The 23,963-nt window shown below is 61.7% G+C and carries 19 protein-coding genes; 15 read left to right on the top strand and 4 right to left on the bottom strand.

Annotation, left to right across the window (positions count from 1 at the left end; all coding sequences use genetic code 11):
- The first annotated feature begins 29 nt into the window (after nucleotides 1–29).
- The gene (locus EPO61_08195; protein TAJ08875.1) at nucleotides 30–4,529 is read left to right on the top strand and encodes a hypothetical protein; all 4,500 of its coding nucleotides are present in this window, start codon (nucleotides 30–32) and stop codon (nucleotides 4,527–4,529) included.
- A 110-nt stretch (nucleotides 4,530–4,639) separates the two neighbouring features.
- Here EPO61_08195 and EPO61_08190 read toward each other — a convergent pair whose 3' ends face one another.
- From EPO61_08190 to glgC, 3 genes are read right to left on the bottom strand one after another with little or no spacing between them, the layout of a single operon-like run.
- The gene (locus EPO61_08190) at nucleotides 4,640–5,695 is read right to left on the bottom strand and encodes a DEAD/DEAH box helicase (protein ID TAJ08874.1); all 1,056 of its coding nucleotides are present in this window, start codon (nucleotides 5,693–5,695) and stop codon (nucleotides 4,640–4,642) included.
- Nucleotides 5,696–5,751: 56 nt separating this feature from the next.
- Complete coding sequence (locus EPO61_08185) at nucleotides 5,752–7,608, bottom strand: hypothetical protein (protein TAJ08873.1); 1,857 nt, start codon at nucleotides 7,606–7,608, stop codon at nucleotides 5,752–5,754.
- Nucleotides 7,583–8,821 carry a glucose-1-phosphate adenylyltransferase gene (gene glgC / locus EPO61_08180; GenBank protein TAJ08872.1) on the bottom strand — a complete coding sequence of 413 codons (1,239 nt, stop codon included), beginning with the start codon at nucleotides 8,819–8,821 and terminating at the stop codon, nucleotides 7,583–7,585. Before glgC ends, EPO61_08185 begins: the two co-directional genes overlap by 26 nt.
- A 123-nt stretch (nucleotides 8,822–8,944) precedes the next feature.
- Between glgC and EPO61_08175 the strand changes: the two genes are divergently transcribed.
- The 14 genes from EPO61_08175 (at nucleotide 8,945) to EPO61_08110 (ending at nucleotide 23,493) form a co-directional block, all read left to right on the top strand.
- Nucleotides 8,945–9,259, top strand: coding sequence for a hypothetical protein (locus EPO61_08175; protein ID TAJ08871.1), 315 nt, complete (start codon nucleotides 8,945–8,947; stop codon nucleotides 9,257–9,259).
- 14 nt (nucleotides 9,260–9,273) lie between these two features.
- Nucleotides 9,274–10,371: an ABC transporter ATP-binding protein gene (locus tag EPO61_08170; protein TAJ08870.1), complete on the top strand. Its 1,098-nt coding sequence runs from the start codon at nucleotides 9,274–9,276 to the stop codon at nucleotides 10,369–10,371.
- The gene (locus EPO61_08165; protein ID TAJ08869.1) at nucleotides 10,326–11,273 is read left to right on the top strand and encodes an ABC transporter permease; all 948 of its coding nucleotides are present in this window, start codon (nucleotides 10,326–10,328) and stop codon (nucleotides 11,271–11,273) included. The genes EPO61_08170 and EPO61_08165 overlap by 46 nt, the downstream gene beginning before the upstream one ends.
- Nucleotides 11,270–12,040 (top strand): ABC transporter permease, encoded by a 771-nt coding sequence (locus EPO61_08160; GenBank protein TAJ08868.1) that lies wholly within the window; start codon nucleotides 11,270–11,272, stop codon nucleotides 12,038–12,040. The genes EPO61_08165 and EPO61_08160 overlap by 4 nt, the downstream gene beginning before the upstream one ends.
- A 133-nt stretch (nucleotides 12,041–12,173) precedes the next feature.
- A complete protein-coding gene (locus EPO61_08155) occupies nucleotides 12,174–12,488 on the top strand; it encodes a hypothetical protein (protein TAJ08867.1) in 315 nt (104 codons plus the stop codon).
- A gap of 113 nt (nucleotides 12,489–12,601) precedes the next feature.
- Nucleotides 12,602–13,705, top strand: coding sequence for a spermidine/putrescine ABC transporter substrate-binding protein (locus EPO61_08150; protein ID TAJ08866.1), 1,104 nt, complete (start codon nucleotides 12,602–12,604; stop codon nucleotides 13,703–13,705).
- 115 nt (nucleotides 13,706–13,820) lie between these two features.
- Nucleotides 13,821–15,215 carry a TolC family protein gene (locus tag EPO61_08145; protein TAJ08865.1) on the top strand — a complete coding sequence of 465 codons (1,395 nt, stop codon included), beginning with the start codon at nucleotides 13,821–13,823 and terminating at the stop codon, nucleotides 15,213–15,215.
- Entirely contained in the window at nucleotides 15,212–16,354 is a 1,143-nt protein-coding gene (locus tag EPO61_08140) for an efflux RND transporter periplasmic adaptor subunit (protein ID TAJ08864.1), read from the top strand. The genes EPO61_08145 and EPO61_08140 overlap by 4 nt, the downstream gene beginning before the upstream one ends.
- Nucleotides 16,355–16,403: 49 nt before the next feature.
- Entirely contained in the window at nucleotides 16,404–19,517 is a 3,114-nt protein-coding gene (locus tag EPO61_08135; protein ID TAJ08863.1) for an efflux RND transporter permease subunit, read from the top strand.
- A gap of 48 nt (nucleotides 19,518–19,565) precedes the next feature.
- A complete protein-coding gene (locus EPO61_08130; GenBank protein ID TAJ09007.1) occupies nucleotides 19,566–20,402 on the top strand; it encodes a HEAT repeat domain-containing protein in 837 nt (278 codons plus the stop codon).
- 127 nt (nucleotides 20,403–20,529) lie between these two features.
- Nucleotides 20,530–21,060: a peptide deformylase gene (gene def, locus EPO61_08125; GenBank protein TAJ08862.1), complete on the top strand. Its 531-nt coding sequence runs from the start codon at nucleotides 20,530–20,532 to the stop codon at nucleotides 21,058–21,060.
- A 114-nt stretch (nucleotides 21,061–21,174) separates the two neighbouring features.
- Nucleotides 21,175–22,899 (top strand): ABC transporter ATP-binding protein, encoded by a 1,725-nt coding sequence (locus tag EPO61_08120; GenBank protein ID TAJ08861.1) that lies wholly within the window; start codon nucleotides 21,175–21,177, stop codon nucleotides 22,897–22,899.
- A 159-nt stretch (nucleotides 22,900–23,058) separates the two neighbouring features.
- Nucleotides 23,059–23,253 carry a hypothetical protein gene (locus EPO61_08115; GenBank protein ID TAJ08860.1) on the top strand — a complete coding sequence of 65 codons (195 nt, stop codon included), beginning with the start codon at nucleotides 23,059–23,061 and terminating at the stop codon, nucleotides 23,251–23,253.
- Between the two features lie 30 nt (nucleotides 23,254–23,283).
- The gene (locus tag EPO61_08110; GenBank protein ID TAJ08859.1) at nucleotides 23,284–23,493 is read left to right on the top strand and encodes a hypothetical protein; all 210 of its coding nucleotides are present in this window, start codon (nucleotides 23,284–23,286) and stop codon (nucleotides 23,491–23,493) included.
- Between the two features lie 104 nt (nucleotides 23,494–23,597).
- On the opposite strand, the gene EPO61_08105 is transcribed toward EPO61_08110, so the two are convergent.
- Nucleotides 23,598–23,936, bottom strand: a complete 339-nt coding sequence (locus EPO61_08105) for a hypothetical protein (protein ID TAJ08858.1) — start codon at nucleotides 23,934–23,936, stop codon at nucleotides 23,598–23,600.
- Nucleotides 23,937–23,963: the final 27 nt, after the last annotated feature.

The following is a 23,963-nucleotide window of genomic DNA, read 5'->3' as shown; positions in this document are numbered from 1 at the left end:
CTCCGGAGTCTCCAAGAAATGAGGGTGTGATGATGACGCTGATCCTCCGGCTTGCCTGCTGCCTCCTGGTTGTGCTGCTTCCGCTGTCGAATCCACTGCTGTCCTCAGCCGAGCTGTTGCAGAAAGACGGCCAGCAGTCCGGCTCCTGTCCGCAACCCACCGGCGGCAAGGTTGAAAAACAGGGTCTCCTCGGCGCGGGGGAATCGGCTCCGGCCTGGAAATCCTTCGTTCAGGGCAAGCTCGAGCGGGACCGGCATAATCTGCAGGGCGCGATCGATCAGTTCGCCAAGGCGCTTGGACAGAAGGGCGACTGGCCGCTGGCCCGGGCCTTGGGGGCGTTGAGCCAGTTTGAACTTGGCCGGGCGGACTGGGCCAGGCGGGAGGCGCAACCGATCCTCACGCTGCAGCCCGCCACAGCCGACGACTGGCTGGTCCGCGGCATCGGGTTCTATGTCTTCAAGCAACATACGGAGGCCGTTCGCGACCTTTCGCAAGCGATCGAACGTGCCCCTCAATATGCGCTGGCCTATGAGATCAGAGGCAAAGCCAGGACCGCTCTCAGCGACCGGGACTGCGCGGTGCAGGATCTCGTCAAGGCGATCCTTATCGAGCCCCAAAGCCTGCCGGCCTATGGGACGCTCCTTTACACCAAGCCGGCGAATTCCACCGCCTTCGAGCAGTTCACGGCCCTCCTCCGGCGTGCCCCTGACAATCCCTGGCTCTACGCCTACCGTGCTCAAACCCAGCAGCCACGGCCGGCCCAGATCGAGGACTACACCAAGGCCATTGCCCTCGCTCCGAAGGAATGGCGGCTGCTCAAGATGCGCGGGGACCTGTTGTCCTACACCACCGGACCGGACACGAAGGCAAGAGCAAAGAGCGACTGGACGAAAGCGCTCGAGCTGGTTGACGTCGCTGTCAAGACAGACCCCCAGAGCGACTGGCTCTACCGGCAGCGGGCTTCGCTCAAGTTCACGCTCGGGGACGTCAAAGGCGCCGGGGACGATTGGGCCAAGGTGGTCAGCCTGAACCCAAGCAGCGACGCCTATCATGACCGGTCGTATTTCCGACGCTACAGTTTGAATGACCTCAAGGGAGCTCTGGATGACGCCAACAAGTCCATTGAGCTGTCTCCGCGAAACGACAAGGCGTACATCTACCGGGCCGGGCTCAGGGAATCCCGCGATACGGAGGGCATGAGTCAGGATTATGCCAAGGCCCTTGAGCTCAATTCCTCGCCTGAAAATTACATGTCGCGCGCCTCCTTCCGGCGCTACACGACGAAGCATCTCAAGGCGGCGCTGGAGGATGTCAACAAGGCCATCGAGTTAGAGCCAACCTACGACTATAACTACGGCTACCGCGCCGATCTCCGGGCCGATCTGGCCGATAGAGACGGCGCGCTGCAGGACCTAAGCAAAGTCGTCAGCCTCCAGCCGACTCCGGCCAACTACCGCCGCCGGGCCTCATTCAAGAAAGACAAGCTGAACGATCTGAACGGCGCCCTGGCCGATGCGACCAAGGCGGTGGACATTGCGCCGGCAGAGGACGAGGGCTACACCTATCGGGCGGAGATCAGGCTCAAGCTGAAAGATACGGAAGGCGCCAAGCAGGACTATGACGAGATCATCCGGAGGCACCCCACCCCCGAGAACTACCGGAAGCGCGCCTACTTTTCTCGCTACTCCTTGAATGACCCGCAGGCCGCCCTGGCTGACGTGACCCAGGCGATGCAACTGGCTCCGAACGACCCGAGCCATTATGAAGCCCGCGCCGACCTTCGTCTGGCCCTGCAGGACAAGGAAGGGGCCTTGAAGGAGTACGCCCAGCTCATCAAGGTCCAGCCCGTCGCCGCCAGCTACCTCAGCCGGGCCACGTTTCGGAGCGGCTATCAAATCGGCGACGTGGCCGGCGCGGTCGAGGACGCGACGAAAGCCATCGAGCTGGCGCCGAATCAGGACGACGCCTACAGGCTGCGCGCCGGCTGGCGCGCCAGTCTTAAGGACAACGAGGGCGCGCTTAAGGATTACGACAAGGCGGTCCAGCTCAACCCGTCCGTAGACAACTACAAGAACCTGGCCACCTTCAAGGCCGACGTGTTCAAGAATTTCGAGGGTGCGCTGGACGACGCCACCAAAGTCATGCAGGCCTATCCACGGGACGCCGGTCTGTTGACGTTTCGGGCCAAGCTCAAGGTCAAGGCGCAAGACATCCCCGGCGCCCTGCAGGACATGGAACAGTATGTCCGCATGGTGGCGACCGCCTCGGGCTACTGGGATCGGGCCTCCTTTAAGAAATATGAGCTCAAGGATCTGAAAGGGGCGATCGAGGACACCACCAGAGCCATCGAGCTGAACCCGGGCTATGACTGGTATTACCGCAACCGGGCGGAGCTCAAGATCGAACTCAACGATTTGGACGGGGCGCTGGAGGACTACTCCAAGGCCGTCGAGGTCCAGTCCGACGGGTCCAACTACGAGACGCGCGCCGAGTTTCGGAAAAACAAGCTCAGCGATCTCTACGGGGCTCTGCAGGACTACTCCAAAGCCTATGAGCTGTCGCCGAGCCCCAGCCTGCAGCTCAAGATGGCTGGCATTCGGGCCAGGCAGGGTGACATGGACAGCGCCCTCAAGGACGCCCTGGCGGTGATCAGGAAGAATCCAGACGACTACTGGACCTATTCGGCGATCGAGGATTTCGGCTTGACCGGCAAGGAGGATTACACGCAGCGGTCGCAGAAGGTGGCGGCCACCTACAGCCGGTTGCTGGAGATGGCGCCCGACCTTTCGCAGCTCTATGTGCGGCGCGCCGGCGCGCGATCGTCCAGTCAGGACTATGTGGGCGCCTTGCAGGACTACGACCGCGCCATCGCCGCGGACCCCAAGAACCTCAATCTCTATTTCAACCGGATCGACGTGAAGGTGTACTTAAAGGACCCGAGAGGCGCTCTTCAGGACTATGCGGAGATCATCCGGATGAGCCCCACCTCCGAGAACTACCAGAAACGGGCGAACTTCAGAAAAAATCAGTTTCAGGATCTGCAGGGCGCCTTGGAAGACGCGAACCAGGCCGTTCGATTGCTGCCCGACAATCCTGACGTCTATGGCTTCCGGGCGGGGTTCAAAAGGGAATTGAAGGACCTAGACGGAGCCCTGCAGGACTACTCCCAGGCCATCGCCCTGCAACCCAAGGGGACCGGGACCGATTACTATCAGATTCGAGGCGCTCTCAGGATCGAAATGAAAGATTTTGCCGGGGCGATGCAGGACTACACCAAATCCATCGAACGCAATCCCTCCGATTCCTGGGCCTATATCCGACGAGCGGAGCTGCGCGAGCAGCAGGGAGAGGTGGAAGGGGTCATCAAGGACTACACCAAGGCCATCGAATTCCAACCCAAATATGGCCGACTCTATTTCAAAAGAGCCCAGATGCGAGAAAAGAAGGGGGATCTCCGGGCCGCCATCGCCGATTGCACCAGGGCGCTCCAGGTGGAGCCGGACAATTACGACTGCAAGAACTACCTCGGAGAGCTGCGCAAGAAGGATCGCACCGCCAGCCGCACCGGATCCGGGCCCAGGACGATCCTGGTGGCGGCGGACGGCAGCGGCGACTACACCTCCATCGCGCAGGCGCTCAAGGAGGCCTTCGCCGGCGACACCTTGAAGATCGAGCCGGGCACCTATGTGGAACCCGATTTCTCGATCGAGGTTTCTGTTACGCTGCTGGGGAATTCGACCGATCCGAGAAAGGTCCTGGTGGACATGACCCCCAAGGACGAGTTCACGAAGAGCATGCGCGCGTCACGGGGGCCGGCGATCACCTTCGGCTGGGACAGCAAGGAGCCCAGACGGATCAAGATCAGCGGGATGACGATACGGGGAGGGGACTTCTCTACCTACAACGAGGACCTGACGCTGGAGAACGTCCACTTCCTCGGCTATGCCAAGCGCACGGACAAGGGCGAGTTGATCGAGGGCATCCGGGTAGGAGGCAACAAGCCGGTTTTGATCAAGAACTGTGTGGTCTCCGGCTGGGGGATGGGCCTTGGCATCAATAACGCGCAGAACGTCAAGCTGGAACATAACCTGATTCAGGACAACGACATTGGCCTGGACATTCTCGGATCGGAGGTGGCGCTGGAGAACAATACGATCGTGCGGAATACTTCCGCCGAGTCGCGCAAATATGGCAACAGCGGCAGCGGGGTCTACATCGGCGTCTATACCGATGCATTTTCACCCGGCAGAGAGGTGGGCAGCAAGGTCACGCTCTACAACAACATCGTGGCCTTCAACAGCAAGGGCATCGTCGTGCGGAAGTCCGAAACCCGGATCGAACACAACAATGTCTACGGCAACCCCGAAGGCAACTACCTCGACGTCACCCCTTCCGGCACCAACATCTCAGCCGATCCATTGTTCGTGGACGACATGCGGGGGGATTTCCGGCTGAGACCCGGCTCGCCGTTGCTTTCTAAGGGAACGGGAGGGACCTATATCGGTGCTTTTGGCCAGGGCCGGCGCTGAGCGTCGACGAAGAAAGTTTCGAGGCAGGCTTTGCAATGCAGCAATAAGTCCGGTCTTCTGCATGCATCTTTCTAGCTTGCGGACTGGAGCTGGGCGTATTGTTCGAGATGCTAACGGCGCGGCCTGATGGTCTCTTCCTCATACTGAGCAAAGAGCCGCTTGGCCTCCGGGTGGAGGGCGCCTCCCTGTCCGTGAGGAATGCCGACGGACCGGAAGAGGGGCGAGAGTTTGCCGTTGGGGTGGAGGTAGCCGGCCCGCAAGGGCACAGTGCGGCGGTTATGCCGGATCAGGTGGCAGGGGCTGGGCCTGATGCTGGTGAGCCAGTCGGCCACATCCTGCGGGTTGCCGATGGAAGCGGAGAGCAGGAGCAGCTTCGCCTGGGCCGGGCAGAAGATGATCGTCTCTTCCCAGACCACGCCGCGTTCCGGATCGGAAATATATTGGGACTCGTCCATGATGACCAGTCCCAAGGTGTCCAACCGCACGTCGATCTCGCCGCTCGCCGCGTCGTAGAGCAGGTTCCGCAAGATTTCGGTGGTCATGATCAGGAGCGGGGCTTGCGCGTTGTCCTTCCGGTCCCCGGTCAGGATCCCGACCTTGTCCGGCCCGAACAGCCGCGAGAATTCGGTGAACTTGGTGTTCGACAGGGCCTTCAGGGGCGACGTATAGATCACGGTCCGCTCCGCCGCGATCGCCCTCCTGGTGGCTTCCAGCGCGACATAGGTCTTGCCGCTGCCGGTCGGCACGCTGACGATCACGTCTCCGGTGGCCAGGTGCGCCACGGCCTCCTCCTGCCAGCCATCCGGCACGAAGGGTTGGGGCGCTGGGACGCCGATGCCCTCCAGGAACGATGTGAGATCGGTGGCCGGCTCGGTCGGTTCGGCCTGGGCCGGATGGGCGCTGCGTAGGCTGCCGGACCTGGCCGGCTGCGGGCCTGCCGGGCGCCGCTCCTTGGCGGCAACGGGCGGCGCGGGCAGCGGCTCTTGCATGAGGGCTTGCAGGTCGGATTCCAGCCCGGGCCGGTTCTCCGGCGTGCACCGCAACAACGCTTCGATCAGCCGGCGTTTGCCCAGACGGAAGTGCCGGTGGATGCGCCCCCGAGCCAGCCGGTGCAGACGGCTGACCGGCTGTTCTTCGAGGAGTTTTTCAAGTTCGTCTGTGGTCATATATTTCAGATTTATTTCACTTTAAATCTAATGTGTTATGCCTTATCCATCGTGTTTTACGGTAACTCTTCAAGCACGCCCCTCCGTAAGGCCTTGATCGCGCGGCTGGCACAGTCGGCGAGGCCAGGATGGGTGCCCCGCAGCGTATGGATCTGTGACAGAAATTCCAGGGTTCTGGCCAGCAATCGGTAGATGTCGCCTTCGGCCATGGTGGTCAGGCGGCAGAGGCCGATCCAGGTCAAGGTCGGATCGCCGATCCACCGCTCCGTGACGGCCGCGATATCGGCGCGCAGGAGCGGGGGGGCTTCGTGCGGCTCCAACGACTCGGCGAGGTGTCGCACTTGCCCCAAGAGCGAGGCCAACCCCGGACTGATGCGAGGAAAGGCGCCGGGGCGGTCGTCGTCGTGTGCGATGCTGGACATGATACCGGCGAGGACCTGCGGCTCGATCCCGCTGAAGGCGTCGGCGCGGATCAGTTCGGTGATCAGCAGAGAGTGGTCGATCCGGATCAGCCTGGCCCATTCGCCGATCTCGGTCAGCTGGCAGGTGGGTGTCAGGTAGCCGAGCTGTTGCAAGACCTCGGTGCGGGACTGGAAGCGGTGCCAGAGCCCCGTGTGCAGGGCCTGGATCATTTTTTGGTTCCGGTGCACCTCCTGCCGGAGCTTGAGCGCCCCCGCATGGTCCTTCTGGCAGGCGGGCCGCGACGGGCAGGTGGGGCAGGGGAACTCGTCGTTCAATGTCTGCACGATCTGGCTTTCTTCCGGTTTCTCCTGCACGAGGATGGGCAGCACTGGCATCCGCACCGGCAGGTCGTCCGCCTGGTGCGTCAGCTCATCCAGGCAGCCCGGCGTGCACCAGGGATACACAGGGGCTTCGGCTACCTCGAAGGTCTTGTCGAACACTTGGATGACGGTTGAGGCCGGACATTCCGTGACGGCTCCGCCCGGTCGCAGGAGCGTGAGCATTGGCTGTCTCTGGCCCTTGCTGCGGTACTGGCGCAGGATGATCCCGCGGGCTTTGGGCACCCCGACCACCCGGCCGGGCGTCAGGAATTGCAGCCTGGCGGTCAGCTCGGGCGACTCGTGCCGTTTGATCTGCACGCGGTTGGCTTTCTGTTTCCGGGCATGGTCGAAGACCTGCCATTGCGTGATCCAGTCCGTGCAGACGCGCGGGCCATAGGGCTCCATCTGGACGTGCAGGACATCCAGCTTGTTTTCCAAGATTTCCGCCCGGCGGTTGAGTTGAAACTGGGCGAAGCTCTTGGCCAGGATGGCCTGGATCTGATCCAGCGGGTGGGCTTTGAGCAAATTCAGGATCATCGGATAGGAGATGACGAACTGGCTGTCGATCGCCTCCGGCTGGCCGGTCAGGCCCTTGGTGATCACGCTCAAATCAATGTAGGGGGAGGGGGTGAGCACGGCGAAGCCGACCAGATCTTTCCCGCGCCGCCCGGCCCGGCCGGCGAGTTGCTGCACTTCGCTGATGGTCAGGTCGGTGAAGTCCCGGCTCTTGCGCACGCTGGATTGGGTGATCACCACGGTGCGGGCCGGGAAATCCACGCCGGCCGCCAGGGTGGTGGTGGCGAAGACGGCGTCTAAACAACCCTGCCGCATGAGTTCTTCGATGGCGATTTTCCAGGACGGCAGGTGCCCCGCGTGGTGCGCGGCCACGCCGACGCGCTGCACCACGGATTGGAGGGGATGCTCGGCGATGCTCGGATACTGCGCGACCAGCTCCGCAAGCACCGCCGCGATGGCGTCCTGGCGCGCGGGCGGGATTTCGACTTGGCTGCGCTCGAAGGCTTGCATCGCGTCGTCGCAGGCGCGGCGCGAAGTCAGAAAGACGATGGCCGGGGTCAGGTGCTTGGCGCGCAGGGCGTTGATCAGGTCAACCGGATGGATTGACGGAGGCATGCAATTTCATTCCCTTGGAAATAACCACTAGGCCGGACTCGGTCACGGTAAAGCGGCTCCGGTCGGCCTCCATGTCATAGCCGATCTCGGTCTTGGGCGGGATCACGACGTCTTTGTCGATGATGGCGCGCCGGATGCGGCACTGTTCACCGATCGTCACGTTTTCCATCACGATGGACTCCCGGACATCCGCATGGTCCTGGACGATGACGTTGGGCGAGAGCAGGGAATTTTGCACCCGGCCGCCGGAGATGATGCAACCGCCGCAGACAATGGAATCGAGCGCCACGCCCATCCGCCCCCCCTGGAAGTCCTGGGCGAATACGAACTTAGCGGGCGGGAACTGGCCTTGATAGGTACGGATCGGCCAGTGCTGGTCGTAGAGATTGAAGAGGGGGTCCACGGCGACCAGGTCCATGTTCGCTTCCCAGTAGGCGTCCAGCGTCCCGATGTCGCGCCAGTACTTGACGGCTTTACGGTTCGCATCCTGGAACTTGAAGGCGAAGACCCGGTTCTCCCGGATCATGCGGGGAATGATGTTCCGGCCGAAGTCGTGAAGGCTGTCCTCCTTGGCGTCGCGCATCAAGTGATCGCGCAGCGCGTCGGTTCGGAATAGGTAGATCCCCATCGAGACAAAGGCATGGTCGGGGTCGTTCGGGATCGGCGTAGGGTGCTCGGGTTTTTCCGCGAACTGCTGGATTCGGTATTGCTCGTCGACGCCGATGACCCCGAACCGGCCGGCCTCCTGCATGGGGATCTCGATGGCGCCCACCACCACATCCGCCTGCTTCTCTTGCAGGAAGTCGAACATCTCCGAGTAATCCATCTTGTAGATATGGTCGCCGGCCAGGATCAGGATGAAGGCCGGCTGCTCGTTGTCCAGCAGGAAGAGGTTCTGGAAGACGGCGTCGGCGGTGCCCCGGTACCAGTCTTCGCTGATGCGCTGCTGGGGCGGGATCGAGGCGATGAACTCTCCAAGCTCCGGATTCAGGATGTTCCAGCCGGTCCGGATGTGGCGGTCGAGGGAGTGGGATTTGTATTGGATCAGCACCGCGATCTTCCGGAGGCCGGAATTAAGGCAGTTGCTGAGGGTAAAGTCGATGATCCGGTACTTGCCGCCGAAGGGCACCGCCGGTTTGGCGCGATGCTGGGTCAATGGAAAGAGGCGTTCCCCTTTGCCGCCGGCCAGGACCATAGCGAGGATGCTTTGCATACGGGCGAAATTGTAACAGGAGCGCAATCAAATAGGAAGCCGCGGAACGATTGACAGCCGCCGCCGGTCGGACGATACTAGCCCCTTAATATCGGCAGCGCATTGATGCACAGAGGAGGGAGCATGCCCAGGCAGGCAACGCCGAAGCGGAGTACGGGCCTCGCGAAAGTCAAGAAGCGGTTGGACAAGCTGCCGCTGGACGGTGCCACGCAACCACTGTTGCAGAGTCTGCTGTGGCGGGTGGATCGGTTGGAGCGTCAGGTCAGGACCCTGTCGGAGCTGGTGCGGGACCATGCGGAGGATGCCGACCGTCTGGTCAGGATCGTGAGCGCAGACCATGAAGTATTGCGGCGGGAGTTGCTGGAGGAGCACCGGGAGTTGGTGCGATTGCGGAAGCAGACGCGGCAACGCCGTTCGAAGATAGGTCTGGCGCGGTAGCGGGCGTGCAGGGCATGGCTGAGTCCAGCGTCGAATTGCGGGACGTCAGCAAGCGGCATGGCGATACCCTTGCCGTGGACCGGGTCTCCCTCAGCATCCGGCGCGGCGAGTTTTTTTCCATCCTGGGGCCCAGCGGGTCGGGCAAGACGACGATCTTGCGCATGCTGGCGGGCTTCGAGTCGCCCGACGCGGGCGACATCCTGATCGACGGATGTTCGGTGCGCGGGGTCCCTCCCAATGAGCGGCCGGTCAATCTCGTCTTCCAGTCCTACGCCTTGTTTCCCCACCTGACCGTCGCCGGCAATATCGCCTTCGGCTTGGAGATGCGCCGCGTGCCCCGCGCCGACATTGCCGCGCGCGTGGAGGAGGCGCTGGACATGGTGCGCTTGCAGGGCAAGCAGGACCGGTTACCCGCGCAGCTGTCGGGCGGGGAGCAGCAACGGGTGGCGCTGGCGCGTGCCCTGGTCAATCGGCCGGCGGTCCTGCTGCTCGACGAGCCCTTGGGGGCGTTGGATCAGCAGTTGCGCACGGACATGCAGGTGGAGCTCAAAACCATCCAGGAACGGGTGGGCCTGACTTTTATTTGCGTGACCCATCACCAGGAAGAAGCGCTGACGATGTCCGACCGTGTTGCGGTGATGGGGCAGGGGCGGTTGCTGCAAGTCGGCAGCCCGCGGGACATCTACGAGGCGCCCCAGTCGGTGTTCGTGGCCAACTTTATCGGCCGGTCCAACCGTCTGACCGGACGGATCGAGACGGTGAGCGGGCCCCGGTGCACGGTGCGAGCAGCCGATCTGCCTGCGACGTTCCCTGTGGCGGCCATTTGTCCGGCCGGCGTCGGGATCGGCAGTCCGGCGACGCTGGTCCTGCGTCCGGAGCGGCTGCACCTCTCGGCGGACGTGCAGGTGGACGGCTATGATAATGTGCTGCCCGCCCGGGTCAGCAAAGTCATTTACAACGGGAGCGAGACGCAGTATTTCCTGGCGCTCTCCGATCGTCTCTCCTGGCAGGCCTTGGTTCCCAATACCGGCAACGGGCAGAAGCGTTACCAACCGGGGGAGTCCGTATGGCTCCGCTGGCGTGCCGAGGAAGCGGTGGTGTTGCCCGAGTGAACCCCGATGTGCTTGCACCCGACCGGCCTGCATCCGTTCGTGCGACTCTCGTTCCGCGCCCTCCCAGTCTGCTTCTTCTCCCTGCGCTGGCCTGGCTGGGGCTCTTCTTTTTCGTGCCGCTGGCGCTGATGCTGGCCATCAGCTTCGCGTCGCGCGGGACCTACGGCGGGGTGGTATGGATCCTGAGTCTGGCCAACTATGCGAACGTCCTCGACCCCCTCTACGTGAAGGTCTTTCTCCGGTCGGTCCTCCTGGCGTTCGTCACGACGGCTTTGTGTCTGGCCTTGGGGTTCCCGATCGCCTATTACATTGCGCGGCTCCCCGCCCGTCGGCAGGGCATCTGGCTGCTCCTGGTCATGATTCCCTTCTGGACCAACTTTCTGGTCCGGACCTATGCCTGGATCTTCATTCTCCGCACCGAGGGCCTGATGAACCAGGTGCTGGCCGGCCTGGGCCTTATCGGCAGTCCGGTCGACGTCCTCTATACCGAAACGGCCATCGTGATCGGCCTGGTCTATGGCTACCTGCCCTTCATGATCCTGCCGCTCTATGCGGCGGTGGAACGGCTGTCTCCCTCGCTGGTAGAAGCGGCCTGGGACCTCTATGCCTCTCGCTGGGCCGTCCTGTGGCGCGTGATCGTGCCCCTCACGAAGCCGGGGCTGGCGGCCGGCTGCATCCTGGTGTTCATCCCGTCAGTGGGCGCCTTCATGACGCCGGACTTGATGGGGGGCGCGAGGACCATGATGATCGGCAACCTGATCCAGCATGAGTTTCTCGTGGCCAGGGATTGGCCTTTCGGATCGGCGATTTCGCTGGTGCTGATGGCGTCGGTGCTGCTCGGTCTGGCGATCTACTTGCGTGCGGAGGGGGCCGGCAGGGGCAAGGAGTGGGCACGAGGATGAGCAGCCGACGACAGCCCTGGTTGTTGAGCGCCAGCGTGGCGAACCTGGTGTTTCTCTATGCGCCGATCATTGTCCTGATCCTGTTCTCCTTCAATGCGTCGCGCCTGTCGGCGACCTGGCAGGGGTTCACGCTGGAGTGGTATCGGCTGCTGGCGGAGGAGACGGCCCTGGGCCTGTCCGTCCGGAACAGCCTGGTGGTCGCGGTGGTCTCGACCGTGGTCGCGACCGGGCTGGGCGTGTGTGCCGCGGTGGGGCTGGAGCGGCGTCCGTTCCGCGGGCGGGAGGTCGTGGAAGGGGCCATGTTGTTGCCGCTGGTGATTCCGGAAATCATGATGGGCGTCTCGTTGATGCTGTTCTTCCTGCTGGTGAAGCTGCCGCTCAGCCTGATCACCGTCACGATCGGCCATGCGGCGTTTAATGTGCCGATCGTGCTGGTCATCGTGAGGGCCAGGCTGCGGAAGCTGGACCCGTCGTTGGAAGAGGCGGCGCGCGATCTGGGGGCGACGTCGTGGCAGGCGTTCCGCCGCGTGACGTTGCCGCTGCTGATGCCGGCGATTCTGGGATCGGTCCTGCTGGCATTCACGATTTCACTGGACGATTTCATTGTGACCTTTTTCACGGCGGGACCCGGGTCCACAACCTTGCCGCTCTATGTCTATTCCATGGTCAAATCCGGCGTGACGCCGGCGATCAATGCGCTCTCGGCCGTCCTGGTCGCGGTCTCCATGGCGCTGATCGGCGCTTCACTGGCCTTGCAGCGGCGGTGAACAAGCGGCCGGTTCGTTGACAGACGTAAAAACCTGTGTTAGGGAGTAGGAACTCCGAAGCTTCAAGAGCGCGTTTTTATTGATGCCGAGGCTTGGCGTGAAACTGACGATAACTCGAAGCCGGCGTGCCTCCATGCTCCCATCTTTGCGAGCGGGGGGCTGTTTCTTCGTCGCGCTCTTGTTGTTTGTATGTCTGGTCGGGCTTCCCTCCAGTCAGGCCTCGGATGTTTCACTCACGCAGGCGGCGTTGGAGGATTGGGACGAAGCGGATCCGGCTGAAGACAAGGGGGCACTCCCCCTGTCCGATCACCAGCAGGACTTCGCCGGCTGCTATCTGTCCCTGCTGTCGCCTGCCGTTGCACGCAGCACGTCCGATCCGCAGCGCCCTGGCGGCTCTTCGTATCTGTTGCTCCGTTTTTCCGTCGCTCGCGCCCCCCCGGTTCGCTAAATCCGTTCCGTCTCGACGCCTGAAACCATCGTGTGCGTGCCATGCCTTCCGCCGTGGAGGATGGGCTCGTCCAGGTCTGAATGGGGATACCCTTTTCTATATAGCGAGCACATATGAATCTCTCACAATACCAGTGGCCGTGGAAAATAGTGCAGGGTGTGTTGTTGTCCGCCCTAGTCCTCCTTGTGGTCCATCAGCAATGGCCCGGCGATGGCCTTATGAGCGGGCTGCCGGCCAGGTTCGCCGGAGGTCCGCCGGTCACGCTGCATTACTTCACCTGGTCCGATTATGCGGACAAGAATGTGATCCAGGCCTTCGAGCGGGAGGCCGGCGTGAAGGTCGTGGTGGACACCTTCGGGAGCAATGAAGAGCTGCTGGCCAAGCTGCAGAGCGGGGCCGGCGGTTATGACGTGGTGGTGCCGTCGGATTTCATGGTCGCCATCATGATCAAGCAGGACTTGCTGGCTGAGCTGGACCTGGACAGGATTCCGAACGTCCGGTTGGTGTTCGAACGATTGCAGCATTTGCCCTTCGATCCCGACAATCAGTACTCCATTCCCTATCTCTGGGGAACGGTGGGCATCGGCTACGATTCAGCCGTGATACCCGTGCCGCCCGACAGCTGGGAGGCGCTCTGGGAGCCTCGCTATAAGCGCAAGATCAGCATGTTGAACGATCAACGGGAGGTATTCGGGGTGGCGCTGCGGACGCTGGGGCAGTCCGCCAACGCCGTCGATCCCGTGGTGATCGCCAGGGCCAAGGCCAAGCTAACGAGACAGAAAGACCTGGTCAAGACCTACACGAGCGAGAACTACCAGCAACTCTTGGCCTATGGCGAAGTGACGCTGGCCCATGGGTGGGGCGGGACGGTGGCAAGGGCCATGGCCGAGCGTCCCTCGATCAAATATGTGATTCCCAAGGAGGGCGCGACGATCTGGGCCGACTGTCTGGTCGTGCTCAAGGCCTCTTCGCACAAAGAACTGGCCATGCGGTTCATCAATTATTTGCTGGACCGTGACGTGGCCGCCAGGACCACGGAGCGGCTGTTGTTTGCGACATCGAATCGAGAGGCGCAAGCGCTGGTGCAGGCGCAATATCGGGACAATCCTGCCATCTATCCCCCGGATTCCGTCTTTGATCGGCTGGAATGGATGTCGGATCTGGGCGAAGCCGCCCGTTTGTACGACCGGGCCTGGACCGAGGTGAAGTTGCAATGAAGGTATCGGCAGAAATTGAGCTTTTACAGCCTGCGGGAACTCGCTATAATGATTAGTCAATGTGACTGAGCCTCGCAGAGGCAGGTCTTGTTTCCCGGTCCGAGCAAAGGGAACTATGGTTTTTGACATGGTGAGCGGCGGGTATCGGTCTGTGTGCGGGGTGGCGCTTCGAAGCGTTGGGATCACGGTGATTCTGTTGGCCGTCTGCCTTCTGCCCGGGCGGTCTGCCGCGGCCGAGTCTTCCGTGAAGGCCGGGACCCAGCCGGCAGCGAAACAGGCGATGCTGCCGCCGGTTGATTCGTCCTTACCATCCGTCTCAAGGCTCAGTCTGGACGAAGCGATCGCACTCTTTCTCCGCGAAAACCTGGACCTGTTGATCACCAAGTTCGGGATCGATCAGGCCAAGGGCCAGCAGATCACGGCCGCCTTGTTTCCGAACCCCTATCTGTCCATCGGGACCTTGAGCGCCTATACCCAATCAAACGGCCGTCTCCAAACGATGTCCGATAGCGGGCAAATTACCACTCAGATCCAGCAACTCTTTGAAATGGCCGGCAAGCGCGGATTCCGTATCGAGAGCGCCGCCTTCGGGGCTAAAACGGCCGAGGCCAACTTCGAAGACACGATCCGTCAGCTCAGCTTCACCGTCAAGGATGCCTATTACCGGGTGCAGTTGGCCCAGCGGCGTCTGGCCTTGGCCGAGGAGAACCGCGATCGCTTTGCCCGCATCCTGGAGGTAAATACGATCCGGTTCAAAAAGGGCTACATCGCGGAGGTGGACCTGATCAGAATCCGCCTCCAGGTGGTGGATTTTCAATCGCAAGTCATCCAGGCCATCCAGGATGCGGAGAACGCCAGAGCCGACTTGCGCGTGCTCCTGAACCTCAGGCCGGTTGTGGAACTGGTGCTGACCACGGAATTGGACTACCACCGGTTCGAGCCGGACATCAATGCGTTGCGGATCATCGCCTTGGAGACCCGGCCGGATATTCGCGTCAAGCGTCTGACCCAATCCCAGCGAATGGCCGATCTGAAGTTGGCCCAGGCCTACAAGTACCCGGACATTACCATTGGGGGTGGCTATGCGCTTCAGGGGGCTCACGGTCCGGACAACCAGCAACAGGTGGTGCTCAACATGGGCGTGCCGTTGCCCCTGTTCAATCGCAATCAGGGCGGCATCGTGCAAGCCGAAGTCTCGGTGCAGCAGGCCGAGGCGGATCTTCGCAAGACCTTGATTCAGGTCGAGACCCAGGTGGACGTGGCCTATATCAACTTGGTGCAAAGTCGTCGGCTGGTGGAGGCCTACCGGGCCGGCGTTTTGGAGGACGCCCGCTCGACCTTGACCATCGTGGAGCGGGCTTACGAGCGGGGTGGAGCCACCATCCTGGACCTGCTCGACGCGGCCCGGACGTCGCGGACGATTCAACAGAGCTATATCGAGGCGCTGTATAGCTATCTCCGAAACGTGTTCCTGTTGGAAAGTGCAGTCGGGCGGGAGATTACATCATGATCCGATGGCTTCGTTCAGTTTTGTGGATCGCGCCGTTCCTGCTGCTGTCGTCCTGCGGGCAGCATGAAGAGCCGACCGCGTCCAGCGCGGCGACCCCCCACCTTGCTCCCGCTCCCTCCGGAACCGGGCAGGGACGCATCGAAACCGCCGTGGTCTCAACGAGCCAGGTCAATCCGGTCGTGACCCTGTCCGGAAAGGTTGCGTATGGGGAGGACCGCTACTCGCGCATTTCCTCTCCCCTGCAGGGACGGGTCTTGGAGGTGCGGGCTAAATTGGGCGATCGGGTAAAGGCGGGAGATGTGCTGCTGATCATCGACAGCCCGGACATCACCTCCGCCTATTCCGATTTCATCAAGGAAGCGTCCGACATGGACTTTGCCATCCGTGCTTATGATCTGGCCAAGGACTTGTACGAGAACAAGGCGATTCCCCTCAAGGATTACAAACAAGCGGAGAACGACCTGGTCAAGGCGAAAGCGGAGTTTCGTCGGGCGAAGGAACGGCTCCTTTCGCTGCGGGTTCCGGCCGGGGAATTGGACAAGCCGTTGGCCGAACAAAAGATCACGGCCCGGTTCGACATGAAGAGCCCGCTGACCGGCACGGTGGTAGAGCGGACCGTCACGCCCGGCTCCATCGTGGGCGGCGACCAGTCCCAGGTGCTGTTTACGGTGGCGGACTTGGACAATCTTCAGGTCGTGGCCGATGTGTACGAGCGGGACTTGGATCTGGTCCACGTCGGGCAGGTGGCGGTTGTGACCGTGGAGGCCTATCCCACTACCAACTTCCCCGGCGCCATTGCGGCGATCGGCGATGTCGTGGACCCCAACACCAGGACCATCAAGGTCCGGGCCTGGGTGACCAATGTGGAGCACAAGCTCAAGCCTGAAATGTTCGCCCGTCTGCACATCCAGGTCGGCGATGCCAGCGCCTTCCTGACCGTGCCCAAGGAAGCGGTCTTGGAAGCGGACGGCAAGCATTTCGTCTACGTCGTGCAAGGAGACGGCAAGTATCTCAAGCGCGAGGTCAAGATCGCGACGGCTTCGGGAGACCAGGTGCGGGTGGTGGATGGGCTCAAACCGGGGGAGCGAATCGTGACCAAAGGGGCCGTCTTGGTCAAAGGCCAGGAGGTCAAAGGATGATGTCTGCCGAGCGGTTCCCGTCCGATCGTTCACCCATCCGTGCAATCCGATGATTCCACACATCGTTGAGTTCGCCCTCCGGCAACGATTCTTTGTCTGCGCCCTCGGCCTGCTGCTGCTCTTTGGGGGGCTTTACGCCTTCCATATCCTTGACGTGGTCGCTTACCCAGACCCGTCGCCTCCGATGGTCGAGATCATCACCCAGTATCCCGGGTGGTCCGCGGAGGAGATCGAACGTCAGATCGCCATCCCCATTGAAATCGGCCTGGCCGGCATGCCGGGGCTTTCTGACACCCGGTCCTTGTCCATTTTCGGTCTCAACGACATCAAGGTGTACTTCGATTTTCGCACCGAGTACTTCCGGGACCGGCAGGAGGTGCTCAACCGCCTGTCGATGCTCAATCTCCCGGACCCGGCTCAGCCGACCCTGTCTCCCTGGTGGGCCATTGCCGAAATCTATCGCTACGAGCTGGTCGGAAACGGAACCTCTCTCACCGAGCTGAAAACCCTGCAGGATTGGAAGCTGCAACGGGAGTTCAAGCGGGTGCCGGGCGTGATCGATGTGACGGCGTTCGGTGGGACGACCAAGGAATATCATGTCGATCTCAACCCCGGTGCGTTGATTAGCTACGGCGTGAACTTGCCCCAAGTGATGACGGGGTTGACCAACAGCAATGCCAATGTCGGCGGCAATTACCTCACCGCGGGGGCGCAAAATTTCAACGTGCGGGGCGTCGGACTGATCGACAGCCTCGACGATATTGAGAACGTCGTCGTGGCCGAAAAGGATGGGACGCCGATCTATGTCCGGAATTTGGGCAAGGTCAGCGTCGGACACCGGGTCCGCCTGGGCAAGGTCGGCATCGACGATCGGGATGACGTGGTGGAAGGGGTGGTGCTGCTCGCCCGCGGCTCCAAGGCACTCCCGGTGCTCGAGAAGGTCAAGGCAAAGGTGGAAGAACTGAACACGTGGAAATTGCCCAAGGGCGTGCAGGTGAAGACCTTTTACGATCGGACGGTGCTGATCCACACCACGGTCGAGACCGTTATGGACATCCTGATCAGCGGGATCGTGCTGGTCTTCATCATCCTCTACGTGTTCCTGGGACATATGCGGACCGCGGTGATCGTGGCTTTGACGGTGCCGGCGGCGCTGTTGTTCACGTTCAGCATGATGGTGTTGGTCGGAGAATCGGCCAACCTGATCTCGCTCGGTGCCATCGACTTCGGCATCATCGTGGACTCCACGCTCATTATGGTGGAGAGCATCTTCGCCCACCTGTCCCACCGAGCCGGGCCAGGCTTGACGGTCCCGATGCACATTATGCGGGCCGCGCGGGAAGTCGGCCGCCCGATCTTCTTCGCGACCACGATCATCGTGGTCGCCTTCATTCCGCTGTTCACGATGACCGGCGTACCGGGCAAGATATTCGCCCCCATGTCGCTGACCTATGGCTTCGCATTGACCGGGGCCTTGCTGATGGCCTTCACGCTCGCTCCGGCGCTCTGTTCGTTGTTGCTCACGGGGCACATCAGCGAGGAGGAAACGGCCCCGGTCCGCTGGATTCGGCGCGTCTATCTGGACGCACTGCACTGGGCCCTCAGCCACGAGTTCATCGTGGTCGGTGTGGCGGTTGCGCTGCTGCTGGTTGCGCTGGCGGTGGTGCCCTTTCTGGGCGGGGAATTTATGCCGGCGCTGGAAGAAGGCAATCTGTGGGTCCGCGCCACGATGCCGGTGGACATTTCCTTCGAACAGGCGGACCGCTTGGCCGCAGAAATCCGCGGTATTTTCCGCCGCTACCCCGAGGTGGACCGGGCGGTCTCGCAACTCGGCCGACCGGACGATGGCACCGATCCCACCAGCTTTTCCAACGCCGAATTTCTGGTCAGCCTCAAGCCAAAAAAGGAATGGCGGCTGGAAGTGAGCTCGAAGGATAAGCTAATCGAGGAGATCGAAGGGGAGCTCGCGAAGATCCCCGGGGTGAACTTCAACTTTTCCCAGGTTATCCAGGACAATGTTCAGGAGGCGATGTCCGGGGTCAAAGGCGAGAACTCCATCAAACTGTTTGGGACAGACCTCAAGTTGATGGAAGAGAAGGCCGTCGAGATCGAGAAGGTCATGCGGCAGGTGCCGGGCGTGAAGGACCTGGGCATCTTCCGACTGCTGGGGCAACCGAACCTGGTCATCAAGGTGGATCGGCAAGAGTGTGCCCGGTACGGACTGCAGGTGGCGGATGTGAACAGCGTCGTGCAGGCGGCGATCGGAGGGCAGGCGGTAACACAGGTTTATGAAGGGGATCGCTGGTTCGACTTGGTGGTCCGGTTCCTGCCGGAGTTCCGCCAGGATATGGAGACGATCGGAAATATCCAGGTCAGCACGCCGGAAGGGGCGCGGATTCCCCTCAAGCAGCTGGCCGAGATCACCAATCAAACCGGGGCGTTCATCATTTATCGAGAGAACAGCGAACGCTATATCCCGATCAAGTTCAGCGTCCGAGGCCGCGATCTGGAAAGCACGGTGAAGGACGCGGAAGCCCGGATCCGCACGCAGGTGCAGCTGCCCGAGCGATACCGGATCGAATGGCACGGGGAGTACGATCAACTGCAGGACGAGAAGAGACGGCTGGCCACGATTGTACCGATCAGCCTGGTGATCGTGCTGTTCCTCGTATACCTGGCGGTGAACTCGCTCAAGGATGCGGTGCTGGTGTTCATCGCGGTGCCGTTCGCGCTGATCGGCGGCGTCTTTTCGCTGGTGCTCACGGGCACCGACTTCAGCATCTCCGCCGCGGTGGGGTTCATCTCTCTCTTCGGGGTCGCGATCCAGGGCGGTCTGATTCTGATTGTCCGGATTCGCGACCTCTTGGAAGAGGGACATGACCTGCGGACCGCGATCTTGACGAGCGCGGAGGTCCGGATGCGTCCCGTGCTGATGACGACCCTGGCGGCCGCCATCGGGCTGCTCCCGGCGGCGGTGGCCACCGGGATCGGGGCGCAATCTCAGCAGCCGTTGGCCCGCGTGGTGGTCGGCGGAATGCTCACCTCCGCCGTGCTGATCCTGATGGTCTTGCCGGTTCTCTACCAGCTTGTGTATCGTGGGCGAAGCGGAGAACGGGAAGCGCGGGTTGCCGAACCATTGGAACTACAGCCAGGGGACGAATAGTTTGGAAACGACAACGAACGGTCGAAAGGAATTTTGGCGATGGCGTTCATGAAATTTTGTCGGAGCCGGCACAAGCAGCGGGAGGGGTGCGATTTGCGCACCATTCTCCTCTGCAGCGCGGTGATATTGTGCCCCGGGCTTGTCGGGGCGACGGGCGAGGAAGGGGAGTGGGCCCGCCCCGTTCCGGTGCAGATGCCTTACGATCTGCCGCCCAAGGTGGAAGCGGGGCCAGCGACCTCGGTGCCTCCGTCCAACCAGCCGCTTGGGCCGGAGGAGCTGAAGCGCGCCGAGGCGCTCCTGCCGCTGTTGGAAGGGAAACAGGAATTTTGGGCGATGGGGGAGTTCGTCCACTTGGGGGCGCCCGCGGTACCGGTGCTGATCAAAGCCCTGACGATGCCGGGCCCCAGAATCCGGTACAACGCGATCGAAACCCTTCTGATGATCAAGGATCCCAGCGCGGCGCCGGCGTTGGTGGAGGCCGCCAAAGAATCGAATGACATGCCCCGTGTGCGCGAGCATGCCTTGCGGGCCACCGTCCGGCTCAACCCGGCCCTGGCGCCGCCGGCGATCGAGGCGATGGCCAAGGACCAAAATGCTTCGGTCAGGAAGGTGGCGGCGTTCGAAGCGCGGTATGTCCGGCAGAAGGCCGTCGTGCCAGTCTTGATCGGTCTGCTCTCCGATCCGGAGCGGTTCGTGTCGATCTCGGCCATTCACTCGCTTTGGCTGTTGACAAGACATGAGAGCGAGATCCACGACTGGGACTCCTCCAGCAAGGAGAATCGCCAGGAATGGGCCCAGGAATGGGCGGACTGGTGGACGTCGGTCCGGGATACCTTTGAGCTGCCCGATCCGCGCCGTCCGAAAAATCCGCAGCCCCAGGGCTGAACCGGCTGATTTATCACGTGGATTCTTGCCCGGGCCTTTGGTTGCGGCTCCGCGGGGGCCTGTGTTATAAAATGTGCGCAAGGTGGTGGCACCTTGCGTGACGTAGCTTGTGCAAGGAGCAGCAGTGATGGCGGTCCTGCCCGTTGCGAAAGTCGGCAATCCGGTTCTCAGGCAACTTGCCCGCCCCGTGGATCCGGCTGAGATCCGATCCAAGGCGATGCAGCAGTTCATCGAGGACATGTTCGAAACCATGCACGAAGAGGAGGGCATCGGGTTGGCGGCGCCGCAAGTCTCCCGTTCCCAGCAGCTCCTCGTCATGGGGTGCCCGGGAGAGGGCGGGTTTCCGGATACCGTGCTGATCAATCCGGTGATCGTCTACTACGGTCCTCAACAGGAGGAGATGTGGGAGGGCTGTCTCAGTGTAGACGGGCTCCGCGGAAAGGTGACGCGGCCCTCGATGGTCCGGGTCCGCGCGCTGGACCGGCAGGGGGCGGCGGTGGAGTTCGATGCGACCGGCCTGTTCGCCGTGTGCATCCAGCACGAGATGGATCACCTCATCGGCAAGCTGTTCCTGGATCGGATGGCCGACCTCTCCACGCTCACCCAGCTCGAGGAATTCGATCAATACTGGCGGAAGGAACCGACCTCTGTCATCTAGATTTGAAGTGTGAATGATGAATGCGGAATGTAGAGTTCGGCCTCGCGGACACTGTCGTTACATCCCGCCTCTGACGCACGTTCATCGTTCATCATTCACCGTTCCTGCTTGCCCGTGAAATCTCTCCTGCGAGTCCTTCGCTATCTCCGACCCTATCGTGCGCTGGCCCTGTTCACGCTGCTCTGTGCCTGCCTGGTCACGGCGCTGGAGCTGGTGCCGCCCTGGCTGATCAAGGTCGTCATCGACGATGTGATCCAGGCCCGCCGCCCGGATCTTCTGCCCCGGGTGATCGCCGGCCTGCTGGCTGCCTATGCGTTGAAAAATGTGTTCGCCTCCCTCCGTATCCGCTTCAATAACACGCTGGAGCAGCGGGTGGTGCATGAGCTGCGCGAGCAGGTGTTTGCCGCCCTGCAGCGGCTCTCAGTGAGCTACTACGAGAGCCGCTCCACCGGCGAGATCATGTCGCGGGTCACCAACGATACGGAGCACGTCGAACGGATCTTCATCGACGGCCTCGAAGGGATGCTCACGGCTTCGTTGACCCTCACCGGCATCACGGTCATGCTGTTCGCGCTGAACTGGAAGCTGGCACTGCTCTCCATGCTCCCGATCCCGGTGCTGATCCTTTCCGCCATGTTCTTCACGAAGCGCGTGCATGGCTATTACCACCAGATCCGCAAGCACGCGGCCGACCTGAACGCCTATCTCCAGGATGCCCTCTCGGGCATCAGGGAGACGATGGGATTCAACCGGCAGGCCTACGAAGAACGGCGATTCGGCGCTATCAGCCGTCAATATAGCGAGAGCAACCTGCAGGCCATGTGTCTCTGGTCGGTGTATTCACCGGGCATGATCTTTGTGGGCAGTCTCGGAAGTCTGTTGATCCTTTGGTACGGGGCCGGCGAGGTTCTGAGCGGCGTCCTCACGGTCGGTGAGCTGGTGATGTTTCTGTCCTACCTGGCGCTGTTTTACGTGCCGATCAACCAGATCCATTCGGTGAATCACATGCTGCAGCATGCCTTGGCCGCCAGCGAACGGGTCTTCGAGATTCTGGATCAACAGCCCGAAGTCGGCGACCGGCCGGGGGCCGTCTCGCCCAGCCGGCGGTTGGTCGGGGCGGTGCAATTCGAGCGGGTGTTGTTTCACTACCGGCCGGATGTGCCGATCCTCCGCGAGGTCTCGCTGGCCGTCAAGCCGGGGGAACGTATTGCGTTGGTCGGTCCCAGCGGGGCCGGCAAGAGCACGATGCTCAAGCTGCTCATGCGCTTCTATGATGTGCGGGGAGGGGCGGTCGTGATCGACGGCCATGACATCCGCACCCTTCCCCTGGCTTTTTTGCGCGGCCAGATCGGCCTGGTGCAGCAGGAGCCGTTTCTCTTCAACGGCACGGTGCGGGAGAACATTGCCTATGGAGACCTGGCCGCCGGCCAGGACCGGCTTGAGGAGGTGGCCCGCGCGGCCCGCGCCCATGAGTTTATTGCCTCGTTGCCGGAGGGCTATGACACCTGGATCGGAGAGCGGGGCGTGAAGCTGTCGGTCGGCCAGAAACAACGGGTGTCCATCGCGCGGGTATTGCTGAAGGATCCGCCGATCGTGGTCTTCGACGAGGCGACCTCCAATATCGACACCGAGACCGAAGTGAAGATCCGGGAAGCGCTGGCCGTGCTGACCCGAGGGCGAACCACGTTCATCATCGCCCATCGCCTGTCCACCCTGCATGACGTGGACCGGATTCTGGTGGTTGAGCAGGGCCGGATTGTAGAGGAGGGGCCCCATGAAGCGCTGTTGGCGCGAGGCGGTCTTTATACCGGCCTCTACGAGGCTCAGTTTCAGGTCTAGCTCCGCACAACCAACCCCGCGTTCCGGTCCACCTATCTATCGCATCTGTGCGAGCAGCTTGGTATGGCCCGCATAGTCAAGCGTGCCCCGGCGTATCCGGTTGCGGATACGAGCAATGGATGGGTATACTTTGGCCTGGTGAAATCAGGAGTCGGAGCGATGGTGCTGTTGTACGAAAACGAACCGTTGGATAGCGAGCATGCCAGGGGGCATTTTTTTCACGTCTGTCTGGGGCAGGTTCAGAATACGTCGCTCTCAGTCCCCCCGCCGGACAAACCCTACGAATGTCCCCGATGCGGGATCGAGTTGGAGACCGAGGATTTCTGGCATGCGCAAATGAAGGGGTCCGTGTAGCTCTGTCTCATCGGGCCGGGAGATAAAAACATGCAAGGGAGTGCCGGGCGAAAGACCGTGTCCGTGATGCGGGGCTTCATGATGCTCTGCGACACGTGCCATGAGCACGTGCTTGCCGACAAGCTGGTGGACGGCCGCAACTACGTCGCCGATCACGAAGCGCTCTTCGACGCGATTTGTCTGGGGTGTACCGACATCAACCGTCCGCTGATCGACGATATGCTCGGCAGTTCCGAATAATCCGAAGTCTGAAAGTCCACAAGTTAGAAAATCGAGAATGTTGGGTTGCCGCCGATTGTTCTGACTTGATGACTTTCAGACTTTTCGACTTGCCGCCCTTCTGCCTACTTGCAGGTCTTCCCGTCGAATATCTTGCAGGCCGAGTCGCCCGCTGCAAGTTTCCAGGTTTTGAGCAGCGGCGCGTTTCCGGGCCTCACTTCCACCACGATGTCCAGCATACCGGACACCGGCAGCTTGTCGAGATGTGGTTTGGCCGCCTCGGGAACCTCCACGCCGAAGACCGCCCCCGAGTTGGACACCACGATGAAGCCTTTCTCCTTGTCCACGAAGATGATCGGACTATAAATGCTCTTGTCCTCCGCGGCGGCCGGCACGACCCAGGAGAAGCAGGCCAGTACCATAGCGGCCAGGAAGAATCGAAAAAAGTGGGTAGCGATCTGCACGGGACCCTCCCTGAAGAAGTTTGGAAT

It is taken from the genome of Nitrospirota bacterium (assembly GCA_004296885.1).
Lineage (GTDB): Bacteria > Nitrospirota > Nitrospiria > Nitrospirales > Nitrospiraceae > SYGV01.
This window is presented reverse-complemented; position numbering and strand designations above follow the sequence as displayed.